Genomic DNA, 20,628 nt, shown 5'->3' with positions numbered 1-20,628 from the left:
TATTTTGTTGAACATAATTAGTATATCACCAATATCTGAAAATAAATAGACAAATAATCTGCAACCTGCTAAAAGCCGGTACACCCATTGGTATACCGGCTTTCGTAATTATCCTGTTCAAAGAATGTTCTTTTTCTTCCCCGTCTTCCCAAGCTTTGCCTCATACTCCTTATTAGCCTTCCTGTTTCTGAAGAATCCGCCGATCACCCTGCCGGCGCCTCTGAAGAAGTGTCCGTTTACTATGGTGAGCATTCCTTCTACCATTTCTCTGCTGACCATACCTCCTGTCATTTTTGCTATGCCGCGGAAGGGCATATTGTAGATGAAGAGAATATTCAGGTCTGGTTTTCCGGCTTCCTCACTCTTTTTCTTCATGGCTGTGAGACGATTATAGACCAGCCTTGCCAAAGCGCTTTTTGCATAAAACATCTGGCAGATGGCATCGTTTGGCCCAATCTCCCCTGACCATTTGCCTGACGGGATCCCATGGCCCAAAAGATTCCTGAATTCATCATCATGGATGCTCTGCACCAGTCCGGTATAGTAGTACGGAAGCTGGGCCGGGTTATACGGATATATATCTGTAGTCCCCTCAACGTGAAGTTTTCCTCTCAGGCGGATGTCACTCACGCTTGCTCCAGCCATGATATCGTAATCGCCCATCTCTATTTCCCATTGATCAGTCTTTACATTCCAGTAGCGGAAAGTCTTGTCGTCAAATGGAATCTCAACAGTCCTGCTCTCACCTGCTTTTAGATAAACTTTTTTAAAGCCTTTCAGCTCTTTTTCCGGTCGGAACACAATGGCATTGTGCAGTCCCACATACAGCTGGACAACCTCTGCCCCATCATATTTTCCTGTGTTTTCCACAGTGAGGGAAATACCCTTTTCACTGATCTTAAGATCAGAATATGTAAATTCCGTATAAGATAAACCAAAGCCAAAGGGATACTGCACCCGTACCCTGCTTGTATCATAGTAGCGGTAGCCAACATAAATGGACTCCCTGTATTCGGCCGTCCTTTCTGTACCTGGAAAATACCTGTAGGCAGGCGTGTCTTCATAGCGGATGGGATAGGATTCGCTCAATCTTCCCGAAGGATTCTCTTTGCCTGTGATCAGGTCCAGCATGGCGGATGCTCCCGCCTCCCCTGAAAGAAAACCGTGCAGAATAGCTTTGCAGCTGTTCTGCCATGGCATTTCAATAGCTGAACCGGCACTTAAGATCCCTATCACATTTTCATTCACCTTTACCAGGGCTTCTAAGAGCTCAATCTGGTTTTGGGGAATCCGCATATGCGCGCGGTCCATTCCCTCTGATTCACTGATTTCATCTAAACCGAAGCAGTATAAAACAGCATCCGCATTCCGGGCAATATCAAGGGCTTCCTTCTGAAGCGCCGCGTCCGCCTCGCCTGTGCGAATATAGCCTCTTGCCATGCCAACTGTCTGCAGTTCATAATTTTGGATGATTTTATCCATAGATTCCACATGGATGGCATTCACAACCGATGAACCTGCTCCCTGGTACCGGGGCTTTGCTGCAAAATCACCGATCAGAGCAACCTTTGTCTTTGCCGGCAAAGGCAGAATATTGTCTTCATTCTTTAAAAGGACTGCACTTTCCGCTGCCGCCCGTCTGGCCAGCCCGTGATGTGCCTTCTCATCAAAGGAGGTTTTTTTGCTCTTTGCCTGTTCCGTCAAATACAGCACAGCATCCAGCAGCTCATCCACACGGGCATCTACTGCCTCAGCCAAAAGCGTACCATCCTCCACAGCCCTTACGATCTCTCTTGCAGAATCCAGACCGGGGTTGGGCATCTCCACATTGGAGCCTGCCTCCACACCTTTTACATGGTCATTGGAGCCGCCCCAGTCTGTGACCACTATACCGTCAAACCCCCACTCATCGCGAAGAATATCCTGCAATAAATGGCTGTTCTCATTGGCATAAGTACCATTTACCTCATTGTAGCTGGTCATTATGGCCTTTGCCTTTCCTTCTTTCACGGCAATCTCAAATCCTGTCAGATATATTTCCCGGAGTGTCCTCTCGTCCAGCACTGCATTCATTGCCATACGCCTGAGCTCCTGGCTGTTTACTGCAAAATGCTTGGGACATGCAGACAATCCCTGGCTCTGAATGCCTTTTACATAAGAAGCCGCCATCTTTCCCGCCAGATAGGGATCCTCTGAAAAATACTCAAAATTACGCCCGCACAGCGGGCTTCTCTTTATGTTAAGCCCCGGCCCCAGCAGGATATTTACATCCTGCGCCAAAGCCTCTTCCCCCAGCGCCCGGCCTATCTCTTCGCCAAGGCTTTCATCCCAGCTGTTGGCCACAGATGCCGCCGTGGGAAAACAGGTGGCAGGAAGGGATTCATTCAATCCCAGATGATCCCCCGCCCCGGCCTGCTTCCGGATTCCGTGAGGCCCGTCCGAAAAGAAAACTGACGGGATATTCAGGCGCTTTAGATCCCTGCTCTCCCACTCACCTTTTCCGCTCAGAAAAGCGGCCTTTTCCTCCAGCGTCATTTTATTGATTATCTCTTTATACTTTAAATTTTTCACCTGTTTTCATATCCTCTGGTATCATCCACGTCCCGCACCATCTCATTCCCGGGATATCAGTATCCTCAGCTCAAACCATCCGTCTTTTGCCTGGACGGTGACGGAACCACTATATTTTTCAACAATTGTTTTAATGCTCTTCATGCCGTATCCATGAAATTTTTTATCCAGCTTTGTTGTCTTCGGCATTCCATTTTCAAATTCCAGGGTACCCTCATAGCAGTTTTCCACCTTGATGCGCAGAAAATTTTTCTGCCGTGACACTACCATGTGTATCAGCCTTTTTTCAGGATCCGCAATCTTTTTCACGCTTTCAATGGCATTATCCAGCGCATTTCCAAACAGCGCCGTGATATCCATAGGATGCATAAATTCAATTGCCTCTCCGTCCGCCACACATGTCAGGCTGATCCCCTGATTCTGGCACTGAAGCGTTTTCGCTGTCAGAATAGTGTCCAGAACCTTGTTTCCTGTCTTATTCTGTGCCTCATATAATTTAATCTCCTGCTCCATCTGATTCAGGTAGGTTTCCTTCTCCCTGTCATCTATGGATGAGCGCAGAAATGCGATCTGGTGCTTCAGATCATGATACTTCTGATTGACCAGGGCAATGCTTTCCTCAGAGATCTTGTAGTTTTCATACTGTGAGTGGAGCATATTCTGCAGATATGCATTTTCGAGTTTTACGTTTATTTCCTGTATCTGCATATGATATGCAAACAGGATCCCCACTCCTCCCAGATCCACAAGGGTGCGGATAGTAAACATCTCAGCCGGGAACTGGCTGCTGAAAGGCGTGTTTGAGAAAACATAGCTCATATTGCTCATCATATAAACAAGCAGCAGCAGAAAAACAGTGACCCTCAGTTCCCTGCCGCTTATATGCAGTTCTTCGTTTTCTTTCCTGTAACTCCGCTCCAGTAAATACATGACACCAAATACGCTGCCGTAGGAAACTGTCAGAAACAGCAGATTCCATACCATATTAAGCTCCAGCTCCCAGTTCATCAGGCCGAAATAAAACAGCTGCCAGTCAAGAGAAGCAGCAAGCTCTCCCAGGATAAATACCCTGGTGCAGAAGTAGGCTGATTTTTTCCAGTCCATATCACAGCAGGTATGGATAGACAGCCAGAGTATCCCTATCTCAGCCAGAACACAGGGAATAAACCACTTTACCGCGATCTGGTCGGTGGCGATCATAAAAACAAGCAGCAAAACGGCAAAGCCTGTCTGGGCTGCCGCACGTCTCTTTCCGGTCAGCCGCTTTTTATTAAGGCTGATATACAGGCTGCTGCTGAAAATATAGGCAAGGGCATAATAGATGCCCGGCGTATTATTTAAATCTGGCGTAACCTGCAGCACTATTTGCTCACCTCGTTCATATAATCATTCAGCGCTTCTAAAAACGCTTTTCTCTTCCCGCGGCTTACCTGGATCCACTCATTTCCAACAAGGGCATCGGAGTTCTGGACAGCCTCAACGTATTCCAGATTCACAAGATAACACTTGTTGCACCTGAAAAACCCGTGCTTTTTAAGATCATTTTCTACTTCAGACAGGGAGCCTTTAGTCATAAAATCCTCCTCACCTGTGTGATAAACAAGATCGTGGTCCTGTACCTCAATATATGTAATCTCCGAGATATCCAGTTTTTTCAGTCTTCCCCTGTTGGAGATGACCACATATTTCTTTGCACGCTTTTTCATTCTTGCCAAAGCGCGGTCCAGCCTCTGGGTAAATGCATAGTAGCTGACTGGTTTTAGCACATAGTCCAATGCGTCTACGGTATAGCCCTTTATGGCATACTGGGGCATATTTGTAATGAAAATGATCACCACCTCTGTATCCAGCTTCCTGATACTCTCCGCCGCCGTCATTCCATCCATAAAAGTCATTTCAATATCCATGAATATGATGTCATAGCACGCTTTATATTCTTCTGCAATTTCATCTCCGTCTGTGAATACGGAAATCTGGAATTTTTCTTTACTTTCCTGCTCGTATTTTTTCAGGTAACCTAACAGTTCCTGACGATACTGGGCGTCGTCCTCCACCAATGCGATCCTGATCATCTTCTTCTCCCTATTTCAAACTATACACCTCCGTGCATCCCATAATTCAGATCCCTGCGGATGGGCGTGCTTCGCACGATAAGGTATAAAATTTCGGCAGCGGCTCAGATTTCCTGCTGAGCCGTTACACGTTTCGCTTCACAGCTATTATACCAAAGATGACATTTTATATAAAGGACGATTTCCAGTTAAAGTTCACATACCATAACGGTTATTATTATGCCTTCTTCCTGGCGGCAATGGCTGCCTGCTCCTCCGGAAGTTTTTTCTCTATAGTGAAGAACAGGATCAGAACAGCACAGATCACATAGGCGATGGTTTCCACCCATATATAGCTGGCTGATATAGCCGTCTGGGCTGCTGCCGTCTGTCCTGCGATCCCCATGGCCACATCCACGTTCTGGTCATAGCCGCTCATTCCCAGGACGGCGCTGAAGATGGAATTGCAGATGGGGGTTCCCGCCACCATAATAGAGCTGTAGATGGACATGGTCAGGCCGTCTGTCCTGATGCGGCTCTTGTATTCAATATGGTCGATTACATCTGCAAGCAGTGCCAGTATCATATAACATGCTGGAGCAGAACCAAGACATTTCAGTCCCACACCGATGGCAACAGGTACGATCTGGCCATTTCCTATGATGGCAACGACACCTCCGGCAGCACCCAGGAGCATTCCGCCCATGCATACGATCCTCTTCCCATATTTATTGCACAGGGGAACAACAGCAATTGCCGCCAAAGCCATGGGAACAGCCCCCATGATAGAGAGAAGGGATTGGGAAGCTCCCCATGCATCAGCTGTCCCAAAAAAGGAATTGTCAAGGACCCATTTACAATAGTAAGACATGGAACCGTTTTTCATGGCTCCGCTCCACTGAAAGCCCACATAAAAAAACATAACGATCCACCATGTCTTTTCGCTGACAACAGCCTTAAGCTGGGTGGCCAGTGACGGCGCCGCCCCTTTTCCTTCTTCCTCTGCACCCTTTTTTTCCAGCTCCTCTGTCACACGCTCTCTTGTGAACATATACTGCAGATAGATGGTTAGTGCTGAAAAAACAGCAATTGCCAGCATGGCCATAAACCACAGATTCTGATCTTCCTTTAAAGCAAAGGAGACAAGAACCGGAAACACCATGGAACCTGCGCCCATGACACCAAGGCCCGCTACATTTGTAAATGACGCAAGGGCGCCTCTCTGCTTGCTGTTTCTTGTAGATAATGGTATCAACGTGGAATTTGCCGTATTATAGATCGGATAGGCCACGGCATAAAACAGATTATATGCAATTGCCACCCATACCATTTTGGCTGTACCTTCAAAGGGGACGATAAACATGAGAACGCTGGCCACTGACAGAGTAAGAGCCGACAAAAGTATCCACGGCCTTGCTTTTCCTGCCATTGTCTTTGTTCTCTCGATCAGCTGTCCCACTACAAGATTTGAAATAACGATAAATATGGTAGATACCAGCTGCAGGGTAGTTAAAAATGTCAGATTCAGTTTTAATACATCTGTAAAATAGTTCTGCAGAATACTGGTGAAAATACCGGAAGCCAGCAATGCTCCAAATGGTCCGATAAAATATCCCAACAGCATTTCCGGCATCTTTACACTGTCGGATTTGATTTTCGAGCTAAAAAAGGGCTTTTCCCATATACTCTTTTTCTTGCTTTTCATTGCTTATCTCTCCCTTTCTTGCCTGTCTGTTCCTGTAAGCCTGCAGTGTCTCTCATATCTGCCGCTCTCCAGTATTTCGGCTGTTCCATCCGGCAGCTTTAAGGTACACTGGCTCCCCACCGGCACCTCTGCATGGACAGTGAACTTATCACCTTCCCTTTTCCATTCCGAAACGATCCGCCCATAGGGCGTCTCCACGCTCCCTTTTGCAAAGGTAAGCCCATCACCTGGTACCGGTTCTATTTTAAAGCGCTTATAACCTGGTTTCCGGGCCTCTATTCCAGCTACCCGCCTGTAGAGAAAGTCTCCCACAGCACCGCTGGCATAATGATTATAAGAAATCATCTGGTCAGTCCCGTCATCTCCAATGGGGCATACACCCTTTTCATCCAGGCCGTCCCAGCGCTCCCAAATGGTAGTCGCTCCGCATTTTACCTCATACAGCCAGGAAGGACACTTCTCATTTAGCAGCATCCGGTACGCCTCGTCTGCCCTCCCATTGTCAGCCAGCGCAAACAAAATATAAGGCGTTCCCGGAAAACCTGTCCCGATGCAATAGTCATTTTTCTTTACCAGCCTCACCAGATTATCAACGGCCTTTTCTTTTGCCGGGCCGTCAAACATCCCGAAATATAACGGAAGTACATAGGCTGTCTGAAATTCTTCTTTTAATTTTCCATTTCCGTCTGTCAGAATGCTGCAGTATGCATCTGCTGTTCTTTTACTGATCTTCCTGTATTTCTCCGCATCCTGCCCCATTCCCAGAATCTCTGCAATGTCTGAGAGAATACCGCTTGTATTGCAGAGGCTTGCCGTTGCCGTCCATTTGCTGCGTTTCTGCCACTGGGACATCTGCGGCACATCAGGCGCCACCCAGTCCCCAAAATGGAGCATGGAAGGAGTATTCCAAATGTATCTGTGTTTTCCGGCGCTGAATAAACCTGCCCAGAATCTGCACGCGTCCACGTACTTTTTCATCATAGGATAATATTTTTCCAGAACATGCTTATCACCTTCTGCCTGATACAGCGCCCATGGAACTAAAATACATGCATCTCCCCAGAATTCAATGGCCATTGCCGGCATAGTTGCAGGAAAGCCATAGCCCTGGGCAGGAATAGTATTGGGGATTCCCCCTGTGGGAAGCTGCTCTGCCTCCATATCGGAAAGCCATTTATCCAGAAAACGGCTCATATTAAAATTCCAGCATGCAGTGGGCGCAAAAACAGCTATATCCCCTGTCCAGCCCATTCTCTCATCTCTCTGGGGACAGTCTGTAGGAATATCCATAAAGTTTGACTTTGCACTCCATGTAATATTGCTCTGCAGCCTGTTCAGCTTTGAAGAAGAACAACAAAATGTTCCCTGCTCCTCCACATCAGAATATAGAGCTTTTGCAGAAACCTCCACATCCTCCTGGGCGATCCCTTCGATGCAGATATATCTGAATCCCATGTAAGTAAGCTTCGGGGAGTATTTCTGTACTCCCTCCCTGCAGATATAGGTGGCCCTCGCAGTTGCAGTCCTTAAAAAATCTGTGTTTAAGGTGCCGTCAGGATTCAGTATCTCTGCATGGCTTACAATGATCTTCTGTCCTTTTTTTGCCCGAATTGAAAGCTCCACCACTCCTGCAAAGTTCTGTCCGAAATCGTAGACCAGCCCCTTCACTGTCCTGGAGCAGCTTTTGGGAAACAGAGTTTCGTGTGCCCTCACCGGAGCGCCGGAGGCTGCAAAGATCCTGGGCCTGATCTTTAACTTCTCAAGAGCTGCTTTTCTCCAGTTTATTTTATCCAGGCAGACTGTTGCGTCATATGTCTCACCATCATAAATATCTGCTTCCCTGTAATTTCCTTCTTCTGTCACTTCCCAGTTTGTATCTGTCCCTGTCACGGACACACTGCCGTCTGCATATGTGATACGAAGCTCCAGCAGGAGAGCCTGGCGGTCTGCGCTGATACGGTTCTTTCTTGTAAATACAAAGGAACCCACAGCCCAGCCGCCGCCTGCCACCACATTCAGTTCATTTTCCCTGGTAATATGCGAAGTAACGTCATATGTCTGGTACTGAAGCCTTGTTTTATAGGAAGTAAAGCCCGGCGCAAAGTATTCATCCCCCACCTTTTCTCCATTCAGGAGGATCTCATATATTCCCATGGCTGTGGCATAAATTCTTGCGCTCTTTACTTTTTTATCAGTTTTGAACCTGTAACGGAAATTCATGGGGACAGGAGATACCTTCTTTTCTGTAAAAGTATAACTGCCGTCTGTAATCCATCTGGCCTTCCAGGGGGTATCCATCCTTCCTGTCTCAAAGCTTATCCGGCTGTGGGCTGTTTCCCCGGCGTCATCCCGGACCTCAAGCAGCGCCTCATATGTGGTAAAGGGCTGTAATTCTTCCCCGGCATATGGAACTGCAATCTGCCGGGTGGTTTCCGTGGACCAGTTCCCTACAGTAAGAACAGCTTTCTCTAGCTTTGCCCCCTGCCTGTCACTATCCACAGAAAAGGAGAAGCATGGATGCGGCTCATCTGTGACACAGCCATATGTCAAATTTTCACATGTAAATTTTCTGACCTTCAGCATAAAGCTTCTCAATCCCTTCCTTTATCCACAATGGGGAGCTCCAGACTGTATTCCCCGTTTTTATCCGTTACTGTTACCTTTACTCTTCCATTTTGACCGGCGCGGATAACTGCAAGCGCCTCGCCATAATAAGTCTTTGTGTTGTTCTTCCAATAACCGTCTTCATTATAAGAGCATGCATTTCCAAGCCCTTCCAGAGTCCCGTTTTCCACTGTGACCTTTATATGATGCTTTTCCATTGGCTTCCAGATGCCTTTTAAGTCCGTGTATCGCAGCTGTATAAATCCCAGGCCGCCCGCATGTATTTTCTCCTGCTCCGGCAGCACAGACAGCTTTGTATCATCTGCCGCAGTACACAGAGAGTGCTTTCCAGTTATTTTCCCATTTTCGTCATATGCCACGGCTGTCAATTTCCCCTTCTGGTATGGGATCCGGAAAGTTGTGCTGCAGCTTTTTTTCAGTTTCTTTTTGCCTGCACATTTTCCGTTTATATATAATGCCACCTGAGACGCTCTTGCATATACCTCAACTGCTGCCTTCATGCCCTCACATCCCGGCCATGTCCAGCTTTCCATGGCGTCTGTCATCTTCCATGCCGAGGGGGAATGTTTCCCTCTCTGGTAAACCGGCTTCACTGCAATAAGAGGTCCTTTTTCTTTTTCCAGGGCGACTCTTGTGTAGGCTGCCTCACCATTGGGAAAGCCCAGTATATTGATCCGGCCGCTTCCTGCTGTAAGCCATCCCCAGCTTTCGCCGTCAGCCGGAGCATAATCGTCGTACTCCCATGCCCCGATCCCGGCTTCTCCCATGTAATCCATCCCTGCCCAGACGAAATCCCCCACAATCCTTGGTTCACGCTTAGCCAGTTCATAGAAATCATACGCATCCCTGCAAAAAGTCTCGCTTCCCAAAATCAGCCGCTCCGGATATTTTTTCAGGTCATGCCTGTAGCGGAATATACCATAATTATATCCGGCCACATCCATATTTGCATATGCATCTCTTGTCTTTACATCGCACATATGCAGGGTGGCCCCAATCTTCATTGCCTTGTCTCCCAGAAGTCCGGCCATGGTATTATAGAATTCGCTTCCCACGGTTTTCTTCCTGGCTTTTTCCGCAGCAGCGCTCTCCGCCTCTTTTCTGGCCTTGTCATCGCTGTAGACTCCCAGTCCCATAGAATACAGAAAATTAAAGAAGATATTGATCCCGCATGTTACCGGGCGTCCCTTATCTAAAGAATGCAGATACCTGGTCATCTGCCCGGTGAGCTGTATTCCCTTTTTCTGGCCTGTTTCAGCCACTTCATTTCCGGTAGAATACATGATGACACTGGGGTGATTATAATCCTTTTCCACCATATCCTTCAGATCCTGCTTCCACCAGTCCTGCATGTATGCTGCATAGTCATATTCGTTTTTGTGGATATACCACATATCCGTATACTCATCCATAACCAGCATCCCAAGCCTGTCACAGGTCTCCAGCAATGCTTTTGAACATGGATTATGTGCGCTTCGGATGGCATTGTAGCCGTTTTCCTTCAGGATACGGATCTTGCGCTCCTCCGCTTCCGGGAAAGCACATGCTCCCAGAACGCCATTATCATGGTGGATGCAGGCTCCCTTCAGGATCACATGCTCACCATTTATAGTGATGCCGTCCTGCCCGTCCCACCGGAGCATACGGATGCCAAATTGTTCCCTCACCTCATCCCTGCCGAATTTAACAACACAAGTGTACAGGTACGGTGTTTCCGTGCTCCAGAGCTTTGCATCTGATATCTCTGCCTGGAAAATGTGGTGGTGTCCTTCGGCAGCCACCCTGCCGTCCGGGTCCAGGATTGTGATTTCAGGCTCACCCGGCAGAGAGGTGGCTGCTTTAATCTCGACCCGGGCTGTTTTTTCTTTCCTGCTATATCCTGTTGTGCGGATTTTTACTCCGTTGACAGGAATATACATATCCTCTGCCACATACATCCACACCGGCCTGTATACCCCTGAGCCTGTATACCAGCGGCTGTTAGGCTGGTCTGCATTTCTTGCGATCACACGGATTTCATTATCCTGCCCGAATTCAAGAAAGGGTGCTATGTCCACATAAAAATTTGTATATCCATATGGCCTGTATCCTGCTTTTTTCCCGTTGATATAGACCTCTGCATTATGGTAAACACCCTCAAATTCCAGGAGTACTTCCCCGTTCTCATATTCTGCGGGCACTGAAAAATGCTTCCAGTACACATAATCAAAGCTCTCAAACCAGCCGATGTTATGCTGCCCCCTGCTCTGCTCTGAACGCCTTTCAGCGCACATTGCATCGTGGGGAACAGTCACCTTTCTGCCTGTTCCCGATTCATTTAAACGTTTATAATACCAGTCATTGTTAAAATCCAGTTTTTTCATATTTTCCTACCCCAGAACATTGGTGTGTACTGTGAATAATATCTGCTATGCTTCCTCTTTTTTGAGGCTGAAAAACGCTGCCGCCATCCCGAATACTGCTGCTGCAGCCAGCAGGACGATGTTTGCAATTGCCCCGTGTGCAGAAGAAAGATTTGCTGCTGTCTGCACCTCATGCAAAACCTCTTCATTTGACATATAGATGAAAGCAAATCCCTCTATTCTGCTGGAGACAAGTGTCATAGCTGCCGCCACTGCCGCTGCCGGAGCTGCGATCTTTACTGCGCCTGCCGCAAGGTCCAGGACCAGCCCGGCGATCCCCTTCATATTCACCTGTGCCAGAATAACTATAACTGCCAGTAAGACAATAGTTACGATCATGTAAGTAACTGCTTTGGGCACTGTGCTGTTCTGAAAATATCCTTCACCATTTACATTTACGTTATATACAATTAATGACACAACAGCCAGGACCAGTGTTATTAAAGTGATCCAGCTTCCCGCTGTCTGTTTCTTAATCAAGTTCATATTTTCCTCCTTCTCGCCCCCCTTTGGGGGGCATAATGGTATGCCCTGCTCTAATCTTCTTTTTTCTTCTTTGGGGCAAGTGTAAAACCAAGCCAGCAAAGGACAGCTGCACCGGCGAGGATTCCGCTGATTATCTTAATCACGTTTAATGCTGTATCCCACCATACATCAACTCTTTCTGTAGATACATTCATAACCGCACTGTTGGCAAAGGTATATAGCTGATACTTCAGGTTTTCTCTTGCCTGATTTACAAGTGTGGCATCATTTTCCACCGTATCCATTGAGATGTATGGCCATACGGAGTCAACACCGCCGTCGCCAAGATTAATATGATTGTCATCGCCGCCGAAGTCGGCAACCTGTGTTACCGTAGCCATGATCATAGATTCCGGCGTAAAATAGTAGGAATTGTTCATCATATCTGTCGAAATAACACCCGTATAGCCCCATTCCTCACGAAGGATGGTCTTGAGCATTCCCACATGGTGGGAAGCGTTTGTCGCACCTATACGGTTGAAGGCAACCATTACTGCCAGGCCGTCAGCATCCTCCAGTGCACCCTGGAAACCTCTCAGATCCGTCTCACGGAATTTCTGTTCATTCATATAAGCAGCCACACCATTGCGGTTATGCTCCTGGTCGTTAAATCCAATATGCTTTGGTCCGTTTAAGATACCTTTTTCTGTACATCCCTTTATAATGCCGTATCCTATTCTGTTTGTCAGCATCGGGTCCTCAGAAATATACTCATAGTTACGTCCGTTGTAAGGAGTCCTTCTCTGTGTAAGTCCTGTTCCCCATAAATCATAGCGCTCAAGCCACAGTCCTGAGTTTCCTTCAACGATTCCCCACTCATATGCAAGCTGCGGGTTAAAGGAGGAGCCCAGCAGTGTCTGGGAATTTACATTGAAGTGATACTCTTTTCCTGTTGCCTCATCTTTGTATGCTGTTGTAAATCCATTGACACCCTCATTCTGAAGTACGATAGGGTTATCTACGTTTGTAAGTGTATCTGTCTGGCTTCCGCCGTGGATCACGGCTCCTACAGCCTCGTCAATAGTAATAGAAGAAACTAAGGTATCCCAATATGGATCTTCAATATTGTCCAGCTGTTCATACTGAATATCCTGTGTGCTGAACCGCACGTTGTTGTCTTTTCCCTCTTCTGCCGGCTCATCTGTCTTAATAACATACTGGCGTCCGCGAAGGGCTGCAATCCACTCTTCCGCTTTAGAACTGTCAGAAAGATTGATTTCTGCATCTGTATTGTAGTTGATCGGATAAGTTGCATCCCAATCCTGTCTGGAAAGATATGTAACTGTGTCCTCACCAGTCCAGTAATTCAGATCCGCGTCATCTGCAACATTTGTGACCTTAGTATTGTTGGAAATTGAAAATGTTGCCGTATCAAGCTCTTTATTTTCATTCCATACGACCGCTGTACCTGCAGCATCCGCATCCATGCCGTCCGCTGCCGTCTTGCCCTGTGCTCCAAGGAAGTTATTTACTGCTTCATGAGAACCGGCTGCGGCGGTAAAGTAATAATCTCCTTCATCAAGGATATATGTCTTTGCGTTTGTGTAATCATAGCTTGCAAGATACTTCGTGGGAACTGTTATGGTAACTTCCTCTGAAGCGCCTGCCGCAACATTTACTTTTGCGGAATTCAGGAACATAACTGCTGATTTTTCCACATTGTTTTCTTTGTCATATTCTGTATAGGGCTGCTGAACGTAAAGCTGTGTGAGGAAATATCCGTCCTTATCACTATTGTTCTTTACTTCAATAACTGCTGTGATCTCCCCGTCCTCAGACTTATCCACGTCAACACTCTTAACTGTCTGCTCATAATCCAGATAAGAAATGGAATGTCCAAAGGGATATACAACTTCATCGCCGTAATTCCAGGAATCTCCCTGTGTGGCTCCTGTCACAGCTGCAGCATTGGAAGAAGGATTCATAATAGAATCAAAATATCTCGTCTCATAGTATTTATATCCCACGTAGATTCCTTCTGCTTCAACTATGTACTGCCCTGCACTGTAGGTTGCACTTCCGCCGCCAAATGAACTTGCGCCGCTTTCGTTTGAGATCTCTGTTTTCGGGTAACGGTCATCGTATCCATTCTTGGCATTTGCTGCAACGATGTCAGCATCTGCATAATAATCACCGCCGAAGTTCTGTACAGCCGGAATAGAGGCGCTGTCTGCAACATATGTATCTGTAAGAGCTCCCGTAGCATTTACCTTGCCTGTAAGTACATTTGCGATACCGGTGCACTGATAATCATTGATACATCCGATGTATGCAATACCATCCACCTCATGTGCCCCGCCTTCGGCAATCTCTTTGATCTCCATGGCGTTTCCGGAGTTAATTAAAACTACAACCTTAGAGCATGTTTCTTTTGCCGCATCTATGACTGCAAGCTCGTCCTCAGATAATGCCAGAGGATCCTCACCTGTTTTTTCTCCTGCAAAATTAACTGCTGATCCGGGTGCATAAGTATTCGATTCCCCGCCAGGACGGGCAAAGACACAGATGGCAGTGGTGCTGTCTTTGTCGATCTGTGACTTCCAGTCTTTAGGAGCGCCAAACTCTTCATATTTTTCTGGGGGAATCTCAGTGATGGCGAAATCTGCCATATCACCCACAGAAGTGTTGTATATATTATCATATCCAATAGAAACTTCTTCTGCTCCTGTCCACTGATTCTGTGTTACCACCTCATGTGCATTCAAAAATTTGTTAACATAGAATTCTTCAACTGTCTCATTTACCTGAACTCCTGCCTCCTTCAGTGCCAAAAGCAGATCAACCGAGTCCTCGTTCCCGCCTCTTAAGTCTCCGGCGTTATAGGGATATGGGGCATACGCCGCCAGGCCGAACAGAGCGACACTTTCTGTGTTCAGAGGAAGTACATCATTATCATTTTTCATGATAACAGTTCCTTCTTCGCCTTCCCGCACTGCAATGTCTTTTGCTGCCGCCGCCATTTCCTCAATTGTGCCATAATCACTTACAAAGCGTGCATTGTCCTTATCGTTTGATATAACATAGCTTGTGGTTCCGAGTACGTCATCAAGGTTTTTTCTGTAAGAATCCGCAATACTTGTGCCAAGGATTGACAGAGTAAGCAGGGATGCTGTTACAGAAGCAACACCTCGCATGGCGTTTGCCATTTTCTTGTTCCTCATTTCTTTCCCTCCTGGTTTCTTATGTATCTAAGATGACACAAGTTTACCACATGATTCTGCCCTGTGCACACCGCCTGCGCAAAACGCATTTTTTCATACGTAATCTGCATTTTGTTTGACTGTTAATTTTTATGACACTGTGGAAAATGAAAAGATAAAGTTTGCCGTGATCATCTCACGCTACAAAGATATGTGGGTATTCTGCAAGCATAAGCAGCGGGATACCCGCAGATCCCGCCGGCCCATCCTGCCTAAGAAGATATGTAAATTACTGATAGAAATGGAAAAACCCTGGAATTTGGAAATGACTCAGGCGATGGATTGACACAGCTGTTCCTCACATGGGCTGCATCTTTTGCACAAGCTTTTCAAAAGACTCCAAAAAGCGCTCATCGTCCTCCCTCGTCCGTTTAGCAGGTCCTTTCAGATGATTTTTAGAGGAAGCGCGTCTGGCCTGTTTGGCCAGATGGCGCTCCATGAGCAGCTGGCTGATATTCTCATCCGTATACCAGCGCCCGGACTGATGGATGGCGGCTGCCCCCCTGCCCAGGGCCATCGCTGCCACCCCGTAATCCTGGGTCACAACGATATCTCCCTTCCTGCACATGTTGATGAGTGCAAAATCAACGGCATCCGCGCCTGCGCCAATGATCTTCACCTCACTGTAATCAGACTGAAGCACATGGTTCGTATCACAGAGCAGCGTCACATTGATGCCATACTTCTCTGCTGTCCTCTCCACCTGCCTCACCACCGGACAGGCATCCGCATCCACATAAATCTGCATAATCTTTCTCCTTTTCCACAATTTCAATATACTTATACACTTTCATTATCTTCACGCTACAGTCTCGGGACGCGCACTACCACTCTTTTTTTATCTCTGCCTCTGAAATCCCGTATGTCTCCATGAATTCATCCAGATCATGTTTCCCTGATATCAGCATGACTTCTTCGAACTTTCCCGTGTCTTTATCCTTGAAGCCCGCGACTTTCTCGCCAGTGCAGATACTGGCCCGAAGTACAGGGATCTGCCTTTCCCGGTCAAATTCTCCTGTCTCCTGTTTCTTTTTTATATCTTTCTTTTTAGAATGGAACAGCCCCATCATACACGTTTCTCCTTGTCAGAAAAAATGATATATTCTTCCTTATAGTTCCCCCACCATGTACTTCTTTCGCCCGCAGCTCCTGTAAAGTATATTGTGGAGAACAGCATCCCGGCTGCATTCAGTTTAGTAACTATGGAAAGCAGCGTCTCGTCCAGCGGAAATATAATGTCATCTTTTTCTGTCTGGCCGCCCGCGCCAATCTGTCTTAAATATTCCCGCTCTCTGTCAGTCAGGATCTCATCCACTTTTTCCCTGGACTCATCTGAAAGGACATAATAATAGAAGTCCGCATAAACACCTGTCTTCCCTCTTTCCTCCCACAGCCGTCCGATCTCATCCGCAGCCTCCAGACTGCCCATATATCTGCTTTCATAGGAATACTTGTCAAAACCATCTGTTATCCGTTCCAGGCAGATGGCTCCCAGCTCCTTTAATTCCGTCATATTCATTTGCTTCCTCCCCTCCGCCTCTCATCCAGCGCGATCCACTCATCCAGGCTCAAAGGCGTATAATCTGAAAATTTACAGAAACAATTTATCATATTGCAGGGTATAGGCTTTTCCTCACTGCTGCCTATCTGTTTCTTCACTGATGCCCTGGTGATGGAAATAAATTCATCCACAAGGCGCTCATCAAAGGTATCATGCACATGGCCATACAGCATGTAAGTCCTGGGACTGCCCTCATCATCCGTCTTATATTGTCCGTTATAGCAGAAAATGGGATAATGGCTGAGCACGACCTTACGCTTATTATCATGCAGCTCTGCGTAAGGCTTTATCCACTCAAACCTGTCCGCATGGAATTCTTTATCTTTCAGGTAGCGCTCATGGTTCCCCTCTATGAGATACAGCTTCCCCTTCAGCTGCCGTAATATTTCATTTGTCTCCTCCCCCTTCCCGAAAGAGAGATCTCCCAGTATCACTACTTCATCCTTCTTATGCACTTTCTTATTCCACTGGCTGACCATATACGCATTCATTGTCCCCACATCCGGGAACCCGCGCATGTCCATGTGGTCATTTAGCCCTCCGTGAAAGAAATGCAGGTCTGCTATATAATATCTCATGCCTTAAACTCCTCTGCCGGAAAAATTATGGTTACAGTTGTTCCTTCATTTATTGTACTGTCTATGCTGATGCCGTACTCGGCCCCATAGACCAGCTTCAGCCTGTCATCCACATTATTTACGCCTATGCCGGTAAAATGCTCTGTCTTTGTCCTCTTTCCTTTCAGATCATTAAGGCGCCCCTGATCCATGCCTACGCCGTCATCCACAATCTGTATCCTCAGATTGCTTCCATCTCTCTCCGCAAAGACTTGTATATGGCCGGGCATCTCAGACGGAAAGCCATGAAAAAACGCATTTTCTACAAACGGCTGCAGGATCAGCTTCAGAATCATACAGTTCTGGCAGCCAGGCGCTACAAAATACTCTGCCTTGATCCTGTCCCCATATCTTGTATTATTGATCAGCACATAATTTTTCAGGTTCTCTATCTCCTGGCCCACTGTGATAAACTCGTCAGAATTGCTGATAGTATTGCGGAGCAGCATAATAAATGCATCTATCGTCCTGGTGGATTTCTCCGTATCCCCTTCATAGATCAGCCACTTAATGCTTGCCAGAGTATTATAGATATAATGGGGGTTGATCTGCATCTGAAGGGCCGATATCTCTGCCTTACGCTTCTCCTTCTGTATCTCCATCAGTTTCGTGATATAACTGTTCAGGTCGTCCAGCATGCGGTTATATGTCCTGGCCAGCTCCTGCACCTCTTCGGACCCTGTTATATCCATATGCTCCTTCAGGTCCTTGTCAATAGCTCCTGACATTTTCCTGACCATAACTGACAGCGGCCTTGTGGTCTGCCGTACTACCAGGAGTGTTATCACCATGACTGCCGCTCCGATAACTGCGCAGATCAGCAGAATCTGCGGTGCATTGTACAGTTTATCCAGAGCCTTTCCATTGTCAATGACACCATAGGCCCTGCATGCAAAGTAAGGCATATCTGTATTTAAGACCGTCAAAAGCCTGCCGTCTTCTTTCGTCTGGTATCTCAGCACCCCCGCCTCCGCAGCTTCTGCCAGGTAATCCTTCTCTTCCCTCCTGCCTATCACTTCCTTATCGTTTGAAGATATCACTTCTCCCGATGAATCGATCAAATAAAATTCTGCTGCGTCTGAGGTAAAAAATTTATAAAATTTTTCAAAGTCTTCTTCTTTAATAGTTATAAATACAAGGCCATAAGGCTCCTTAGATTCCAGAAAGCATAAAGCCTTTACAGCCATAAGGACCCTGCTCTCCTTTGTTGTGGACGTATAGCCGTTCTCAGCCATATAATACTGGATGGAGTCAGGATTATCCAGTGCCTTCACGGCCGCTTCACCGGCAAGTATTTCCCCCTTTGGGGTTGTAATTGTCTCTGCCCTGTTTATATAGCTCTTCTGGTTCATCCCAATTACCATGACACTGATATCATTAATATTTGAAGGAATCGCCTTTTCCAGATCCGAGTCCATCTGATATACTGTCTGAAAGGAGAGAGCCGGCTCCTGTTCCCCGTCCTCCAGATACAGGTGAAAGGCCCAGCTGGAATCCACGGCATTTACGATTTTCATAAGATTTTCGTGAAAATCATTCAGATCATTTTCAATCTGCCGGAACACCTGTTCCTGTGACTTTCCATACGTATCCACAAAAATATCTGTAGATATATGAATTACAATTGCACTGATGATGGCGGCGGCAGACAGCACCCCCAGGGCCACTGTACACAATATCCGCACTACCATGCTGTTTAGATGCAGTCCTCTCCTCATCGCACCTCCCTGTTTCTGCTGCGCCTGTATGCACTTGGTGTGACGCCGGCAAAACGTTTGAACACCCTGCAGAAATAACTGTGGTCTGAATACCCTACCATGCCGCTGATATGAGAAATAGGGCAGTTTCCTTCCTCCAGGAGCCTGCATGCTTTTTCTATCCTGATCCTGTTCAGGTACTCACTGAAACCTTCTTCAATATGTGAATTAAAATAGGCAGAGAAATAATTATAGTTGAATCCAAATACTCCTGCCACATCCGCAAGATCCAGGTCCTTTTCATAATTTGCCTCTATATATTCCAGTATCCTGCTGATCGTAGAATCTGCATCGTCCTTCTGCCTTCCCCTGGCCAGCTCCTCTGTCAGCTGCTCAAAGACTGCCCTGAACTCCTCCGCATAATCCGCGCCTTCTATCTTTCTGAAGTACTCATTTCTCATCCTGTCATACTGCTGCCTGTCCCCTGACATACTGGAAAGCACGTTGTAAAGCAGATTCTTTGTAAGGTTTTTAAGTTTATACTCCGGCACACGGCATTCCAGGGCATGGATAATATAATCGTGCAGCATAAAGACTGCCTCCTCATACTGTTTTCCATTCAGCCTGTTTGCAAATTTATTAAAATCAAACCTGTCCGGTTCCCTCTGCGTCCCGTTTTTCTCTCCCGCCAGTTTCAGAGGTTCACCCCTGAAATAAAAGCCCTGGTCAGCTCCCGGGAAAATATCCTTTACATAATCCTCCTTAAGATCTGCTATCTCTGTACGCTGCCTCCCCAGAACTGCGAATACTTTTCTGTGCACCAGGGCCAGCCTGTTCATCATATCCCTGATATCCTCTTTCACTCTTGCAGCATCCCTGGCACTATAGTTAAATACAATACACAGAAAATCTTCTTTTAGCAGCAGCTTCATACTCCTGCAGTAATCCATTTTTTCCAGACAGTCCTCTGTCTTTTCATACAGCAGCCTGGACATGTCCTGATTCCGCTCAGACCGCAGCGCCAGTGAAAAACCCAGCAGGCAAAAATAAGTCTCCGTAAAAAACACTCCGGCCTCCGCAGATTCAAATTTCTCTTCATACCCCAGAAGATATCTCTCAATTGCAGATTCCAGGCTGGAGGCCTTCCTCCTCTTCAGCTGCAGGCCGGGAATCCGCTCAGCCGCTTTCTGTATAGATTTCAGAAGGTCCCGGGGGCTTAGCGCCGGTTTAAGTATATAATCCGCTGCCCCATTTAACAGTGTTTCCTTTACATATTTAAAATCATCATATCCGCTCAAAATAATGATCTGCATATCTGCAAATTCTGTATGAACTATTTTTACCAGATCCAGTCCATCCATAACAGGCATCACAATATCGCAGAGAAGGATGTGGGGCTGGGTCCTCCTGATAAGTTCCAGCCCTTCTTTCCCATTGGACGCCTCGCCCGCTATCTCAAACCCTTCTTTTTCCCAGTCCAGCATATGCTTGATCCCCTGGCGCATTATAAATTCATCATCCACAATGGCGATCCTGCATAAATCCCCCACGTCACTCACCTCATCCCAAATATTTATATTTATTAAACTGCTTTTTACACTGTAAGTCAATCCCAAAGTAAGTCAGGGGCAAAAAGGATGGCATCTGTGACGCCCATCTTTTCGCCCCTGACTG

The 20,628-nt window shown here is 46.7% G+C and carries 14 protein-coding genes; all 14 read right to left on the bottom strand.

The genetic code is table 11. The features are described 5' to 3' along the window. Positions 1-117 precede the first annotated feature (117 nt). On the bottom strand, positions 118-2,535 hold the full coding sequence (locus NSB28_RS19255) for a glycoside hydrolase family 3 C-terminal domain-containing protein (RefSeq protein ID WP_109748279.1): 2,418 nt from the start codon (positions 2,533-2,535) through the stop codon (positions 118-120). A 78-nt stretch (positions 2,536-2,613) separates the two neighbouring features. Next, the gene (locus NSB28_RS19250; RefSeq protein ID WP_257497893.1) at positions 2,614-3,933 is read right to left on the bottom strand and encodes an ATP-binding protein; all 1,320 of its coding nucleotides are present in this window, start codon (positions 3,931-3,933) and stop codon (positions 2,614-2,616) included. Further along, a complete protein-coding gene (locus NSB28_RS19245) occupies positions 3,933-4,643 on the bottom strand; it encodes a LytR/AlgR family response regulator transcription factor (protein ID WP_109748210.1) in 711 nt (236 codons plus the stop codon). Before NSB28_RS19245 ends, NSB28_RS19250 begins: the two co-directional genes overlap by 1 nt. A gap of 217 nt (positions 4,644-4,860) precedes the next feature. Then, the gene (locus NSB28_RS19240; protein WP_109748211.1) at positions 4,861-6,327 is read right to left on the bottom strand and encodes an MFS transporter; all 1,467 of its coding nucleotides are present in this window, start codon (positions 6,325-6,327) and stop codon (positions 4,861-4,863) included. A 3-nt stretch (positions 6,328-6,330) separates the two neighbouring features. Continuing rightward, complete coding sequence (locus NSB28_RS19235) at positions 6,331-8,910, bottom strand: family 78 glycoside hydrolase catalytic domain (protein WP_109748212.1); 2,580 nt, start codon at positions 8,908-8,910, stop codon at positions 6,331-6,333. An 8-nt stretch (positions 8,911-8,918) separates the two neighbouring features. Then, positions 8,919-11,315: a glycoside hydrolase family 2 TIM barrel-domain containing protein gene (locus NSB28_RS19230; RefSeq protein ID WP_109748213.1), complete on the bottom strand. Its 2,397-nt coding sequence runs from the start codon at positions 11,313-11,315 to the stop codon at positions 8,919-8,921. A gap of 45 nt (positions 11,316-11,360) precedes the next feature. After that, positions 11,361-11,840 (bottom strand): hypothetical protein, encoded by a 480-nt coding sequence (locus NSB28_RS19225; protein WP_109748214.1) that lies wholly within the window; start codon positions 11,838-11,840, stop codon positions 11,361-11,363. Positions 11,841-11,890: 50 nt separating this feature from the next. Beyond that, positions 11,891-15,040 (bottom strand): glycoside hydrolase family 3 N-terminal domain-containing protein, encoded by a 3,150-nt coding sequence (locus NSB28_RS19220; RefSeq protein WP_109748215.1) that lies wholly within the window; start codon positions 15,038-15,040, stop codon positions 11,891-11,893. Between the two features lie 337 nt (positions 15,041-15,377). Continuing rightward, complete coding sequence (locus NSB28_RS19215) at positions 15,378-15,827, bottom strand: YaiI/YqxD family protein (RefSeq protein WP_109748217.1); 450 nt, start codon at positions 15,825-15,827, stop codon at positions 15,378-15,380. Positions 15,828-15,903: 76 nt separating this feature from the next. After that, positions 15,904-16,149, bottom strand: a complete 246-nt coding sequence (locus NSB28_RS19210) for a hypothetical protein (RefSeq protein WP_330581442.1) — start codon at positions 16,147-16,149, stop codon at positions 15,904-15,906. After that, positions 16,146-16,598, bottom strand: a complete 453-nt coding sequence (locus NSB28_RS19205; protein ID WP_109748218.1) for a hypothetical protein — start codon at positions 16,596-16,598, stop codon at positions 16,146-16,148. Before NSB28_RS19205 ends, NSB28_RS19210 begins: the two co-directional genes overlap by 4 nt. Continuing rightward, positions 16,595-17,218 (bottom strand): metallophosphoesterase, encoded by a 624-nt coding sequence (locus NSB28_RS19200; protein ID WP_109748219.1) that lies wholly within the window; start codon positions 17,216-17,218, stop codon positions 16,595-16,597. Before NSB28_RS19200 ends, NSB28_RS19205 begins: the two co-directional genes overlap by 4 nt. After that, on the bottom strand, positions 17,215-18,975 hold the full coding sequence (locus NSB28_RS19195; RefSeq protein ID WP_109748220.1) for a cache domain-containing sensor histidine kinase: 1,761 nt from the start codon (positions 18,973-18,975) through the stop codon (positions 17,215-17,217). The genes NSB28_RS19200 and NSB28_RS19195 overlap by 4 nt, the downstream gene beginning before the upstream one ends. After that, positions 18,972-20,504: a response regulator transcription factor gene (locus tag NSB28_RS19190; protein ID WP_109748221.1), complete on the bottom strand. Its 1,533-nt coding sequence runs from the start codon at positions 20,502-20,504 to the stop codon at positions 18,972-18,974. Before NSB28_RS19190 ends, NSB28_RS19195 begins: the two co-directional genes overlap by 4 nt. Positions 20,505-20,628: the final 124 nt, after the last annotated feature.

The organism is Murimonas intestini (assembly GCF_024622195.1).
Taxonomy (GTDB): Bacteria; Bacillota; Clostridia; order Lachnospirales; family Lachnospiraceae; genus Murimonas; species Murimonas intestini.
This window is presented reverse-complemented; position numbering and strand designations above follow the sequence as displayed.

Excerpts from the sequence above, each read along its gene's own strand:
- NSB28_RS19255 (WP_109748279.1), bottom strand. The coding sequence starts at position 2,535 with ATGACGCTGGAGGAAAAGGCCGCTTTTCTGAGCGGAAAAGGTGAGTGG.
- NSB28_RS19245 (WP_109748210.1), bottom strand. The coding sequence starts at position 4,643 with ATGATCAGGATCGCATTGGTGGAGGACGACGCCCAGTATCGTCAGGAA.
- NSB28_RS19240 (WP_109748211.1), bottom strand. The coding sequence starts at position 6,327 with ATGAAAAGCAAGAAAAAGAGTATATGGGAAAAGCCCTTTTTTAGCTCG.
- NSB28_RS19235 (WP_109748212.1), bottom strand. The coding sequence starts at position 8,910 with ATGCTGAAGGTCAGAAAATTTACATGTGAAAATTTGACATATGGCTGT.
- NSB28_RS19230 (WP_109748213.1), bottom strand. The coding sequence starts at position 11,315 with ATGAAAAAACTGGATTTTAACAATGACTGGTATTATAAACGTTTAAAT.
- NSB28_RS19225 (WP_109748214.1), bottom strand. The coding sequence starts at position 11,840 with ATGAACTTGATTAAGAAACAGACAGCGGGAAGCTGGATCACTTTAATA.
- NSB28_RS19220 (WP_109748215.1), bottom strand. The coding sequence starts at position 15,040 with ATGAGGAACAAGAAAATGGCAAACGCCATGCGAGGTGTTGCTTCTGTA.
- NSB28_RS19215 (WP_109748217.1), bottom strand. The coding sequence starts at position 15,827 with ATGCAGATTTATGTGGATGCGGATGCCTGTCCGGTGGTGAGGCAGGTG.
- NSB28_RS19210 (WP_330581442.1), bottom strand. The coding sequence starts at position 16,149 with ATGATGGGGCTGTTCCATTCTAAAAAGAAAGATATAAAAAAGAAACAG.
- NSB28_RS19205 (WP_109748218.1), bottom strand. The coding sequence starts at position 16,598 with ATGAATATGACGGAATTAAAGGAGCTGGGAGCCATCTGCCTGGAACGG.
- NSB28_RS19200 (WP_109748219.1), bottom strand. The coding sequence starts at position 17,218 with ATGAGATATTATATAGCAGACCTGCATTTCTTTCACGGAGGGCTAAAT.
- NSB28_RS19195 (WP_109748220.1), bottom strand. The coding sequence starts at position 18,975 with ATGAGGAGAGGACTGCATCTAAACAGCATGGTAGTGCGGATATTGTGT.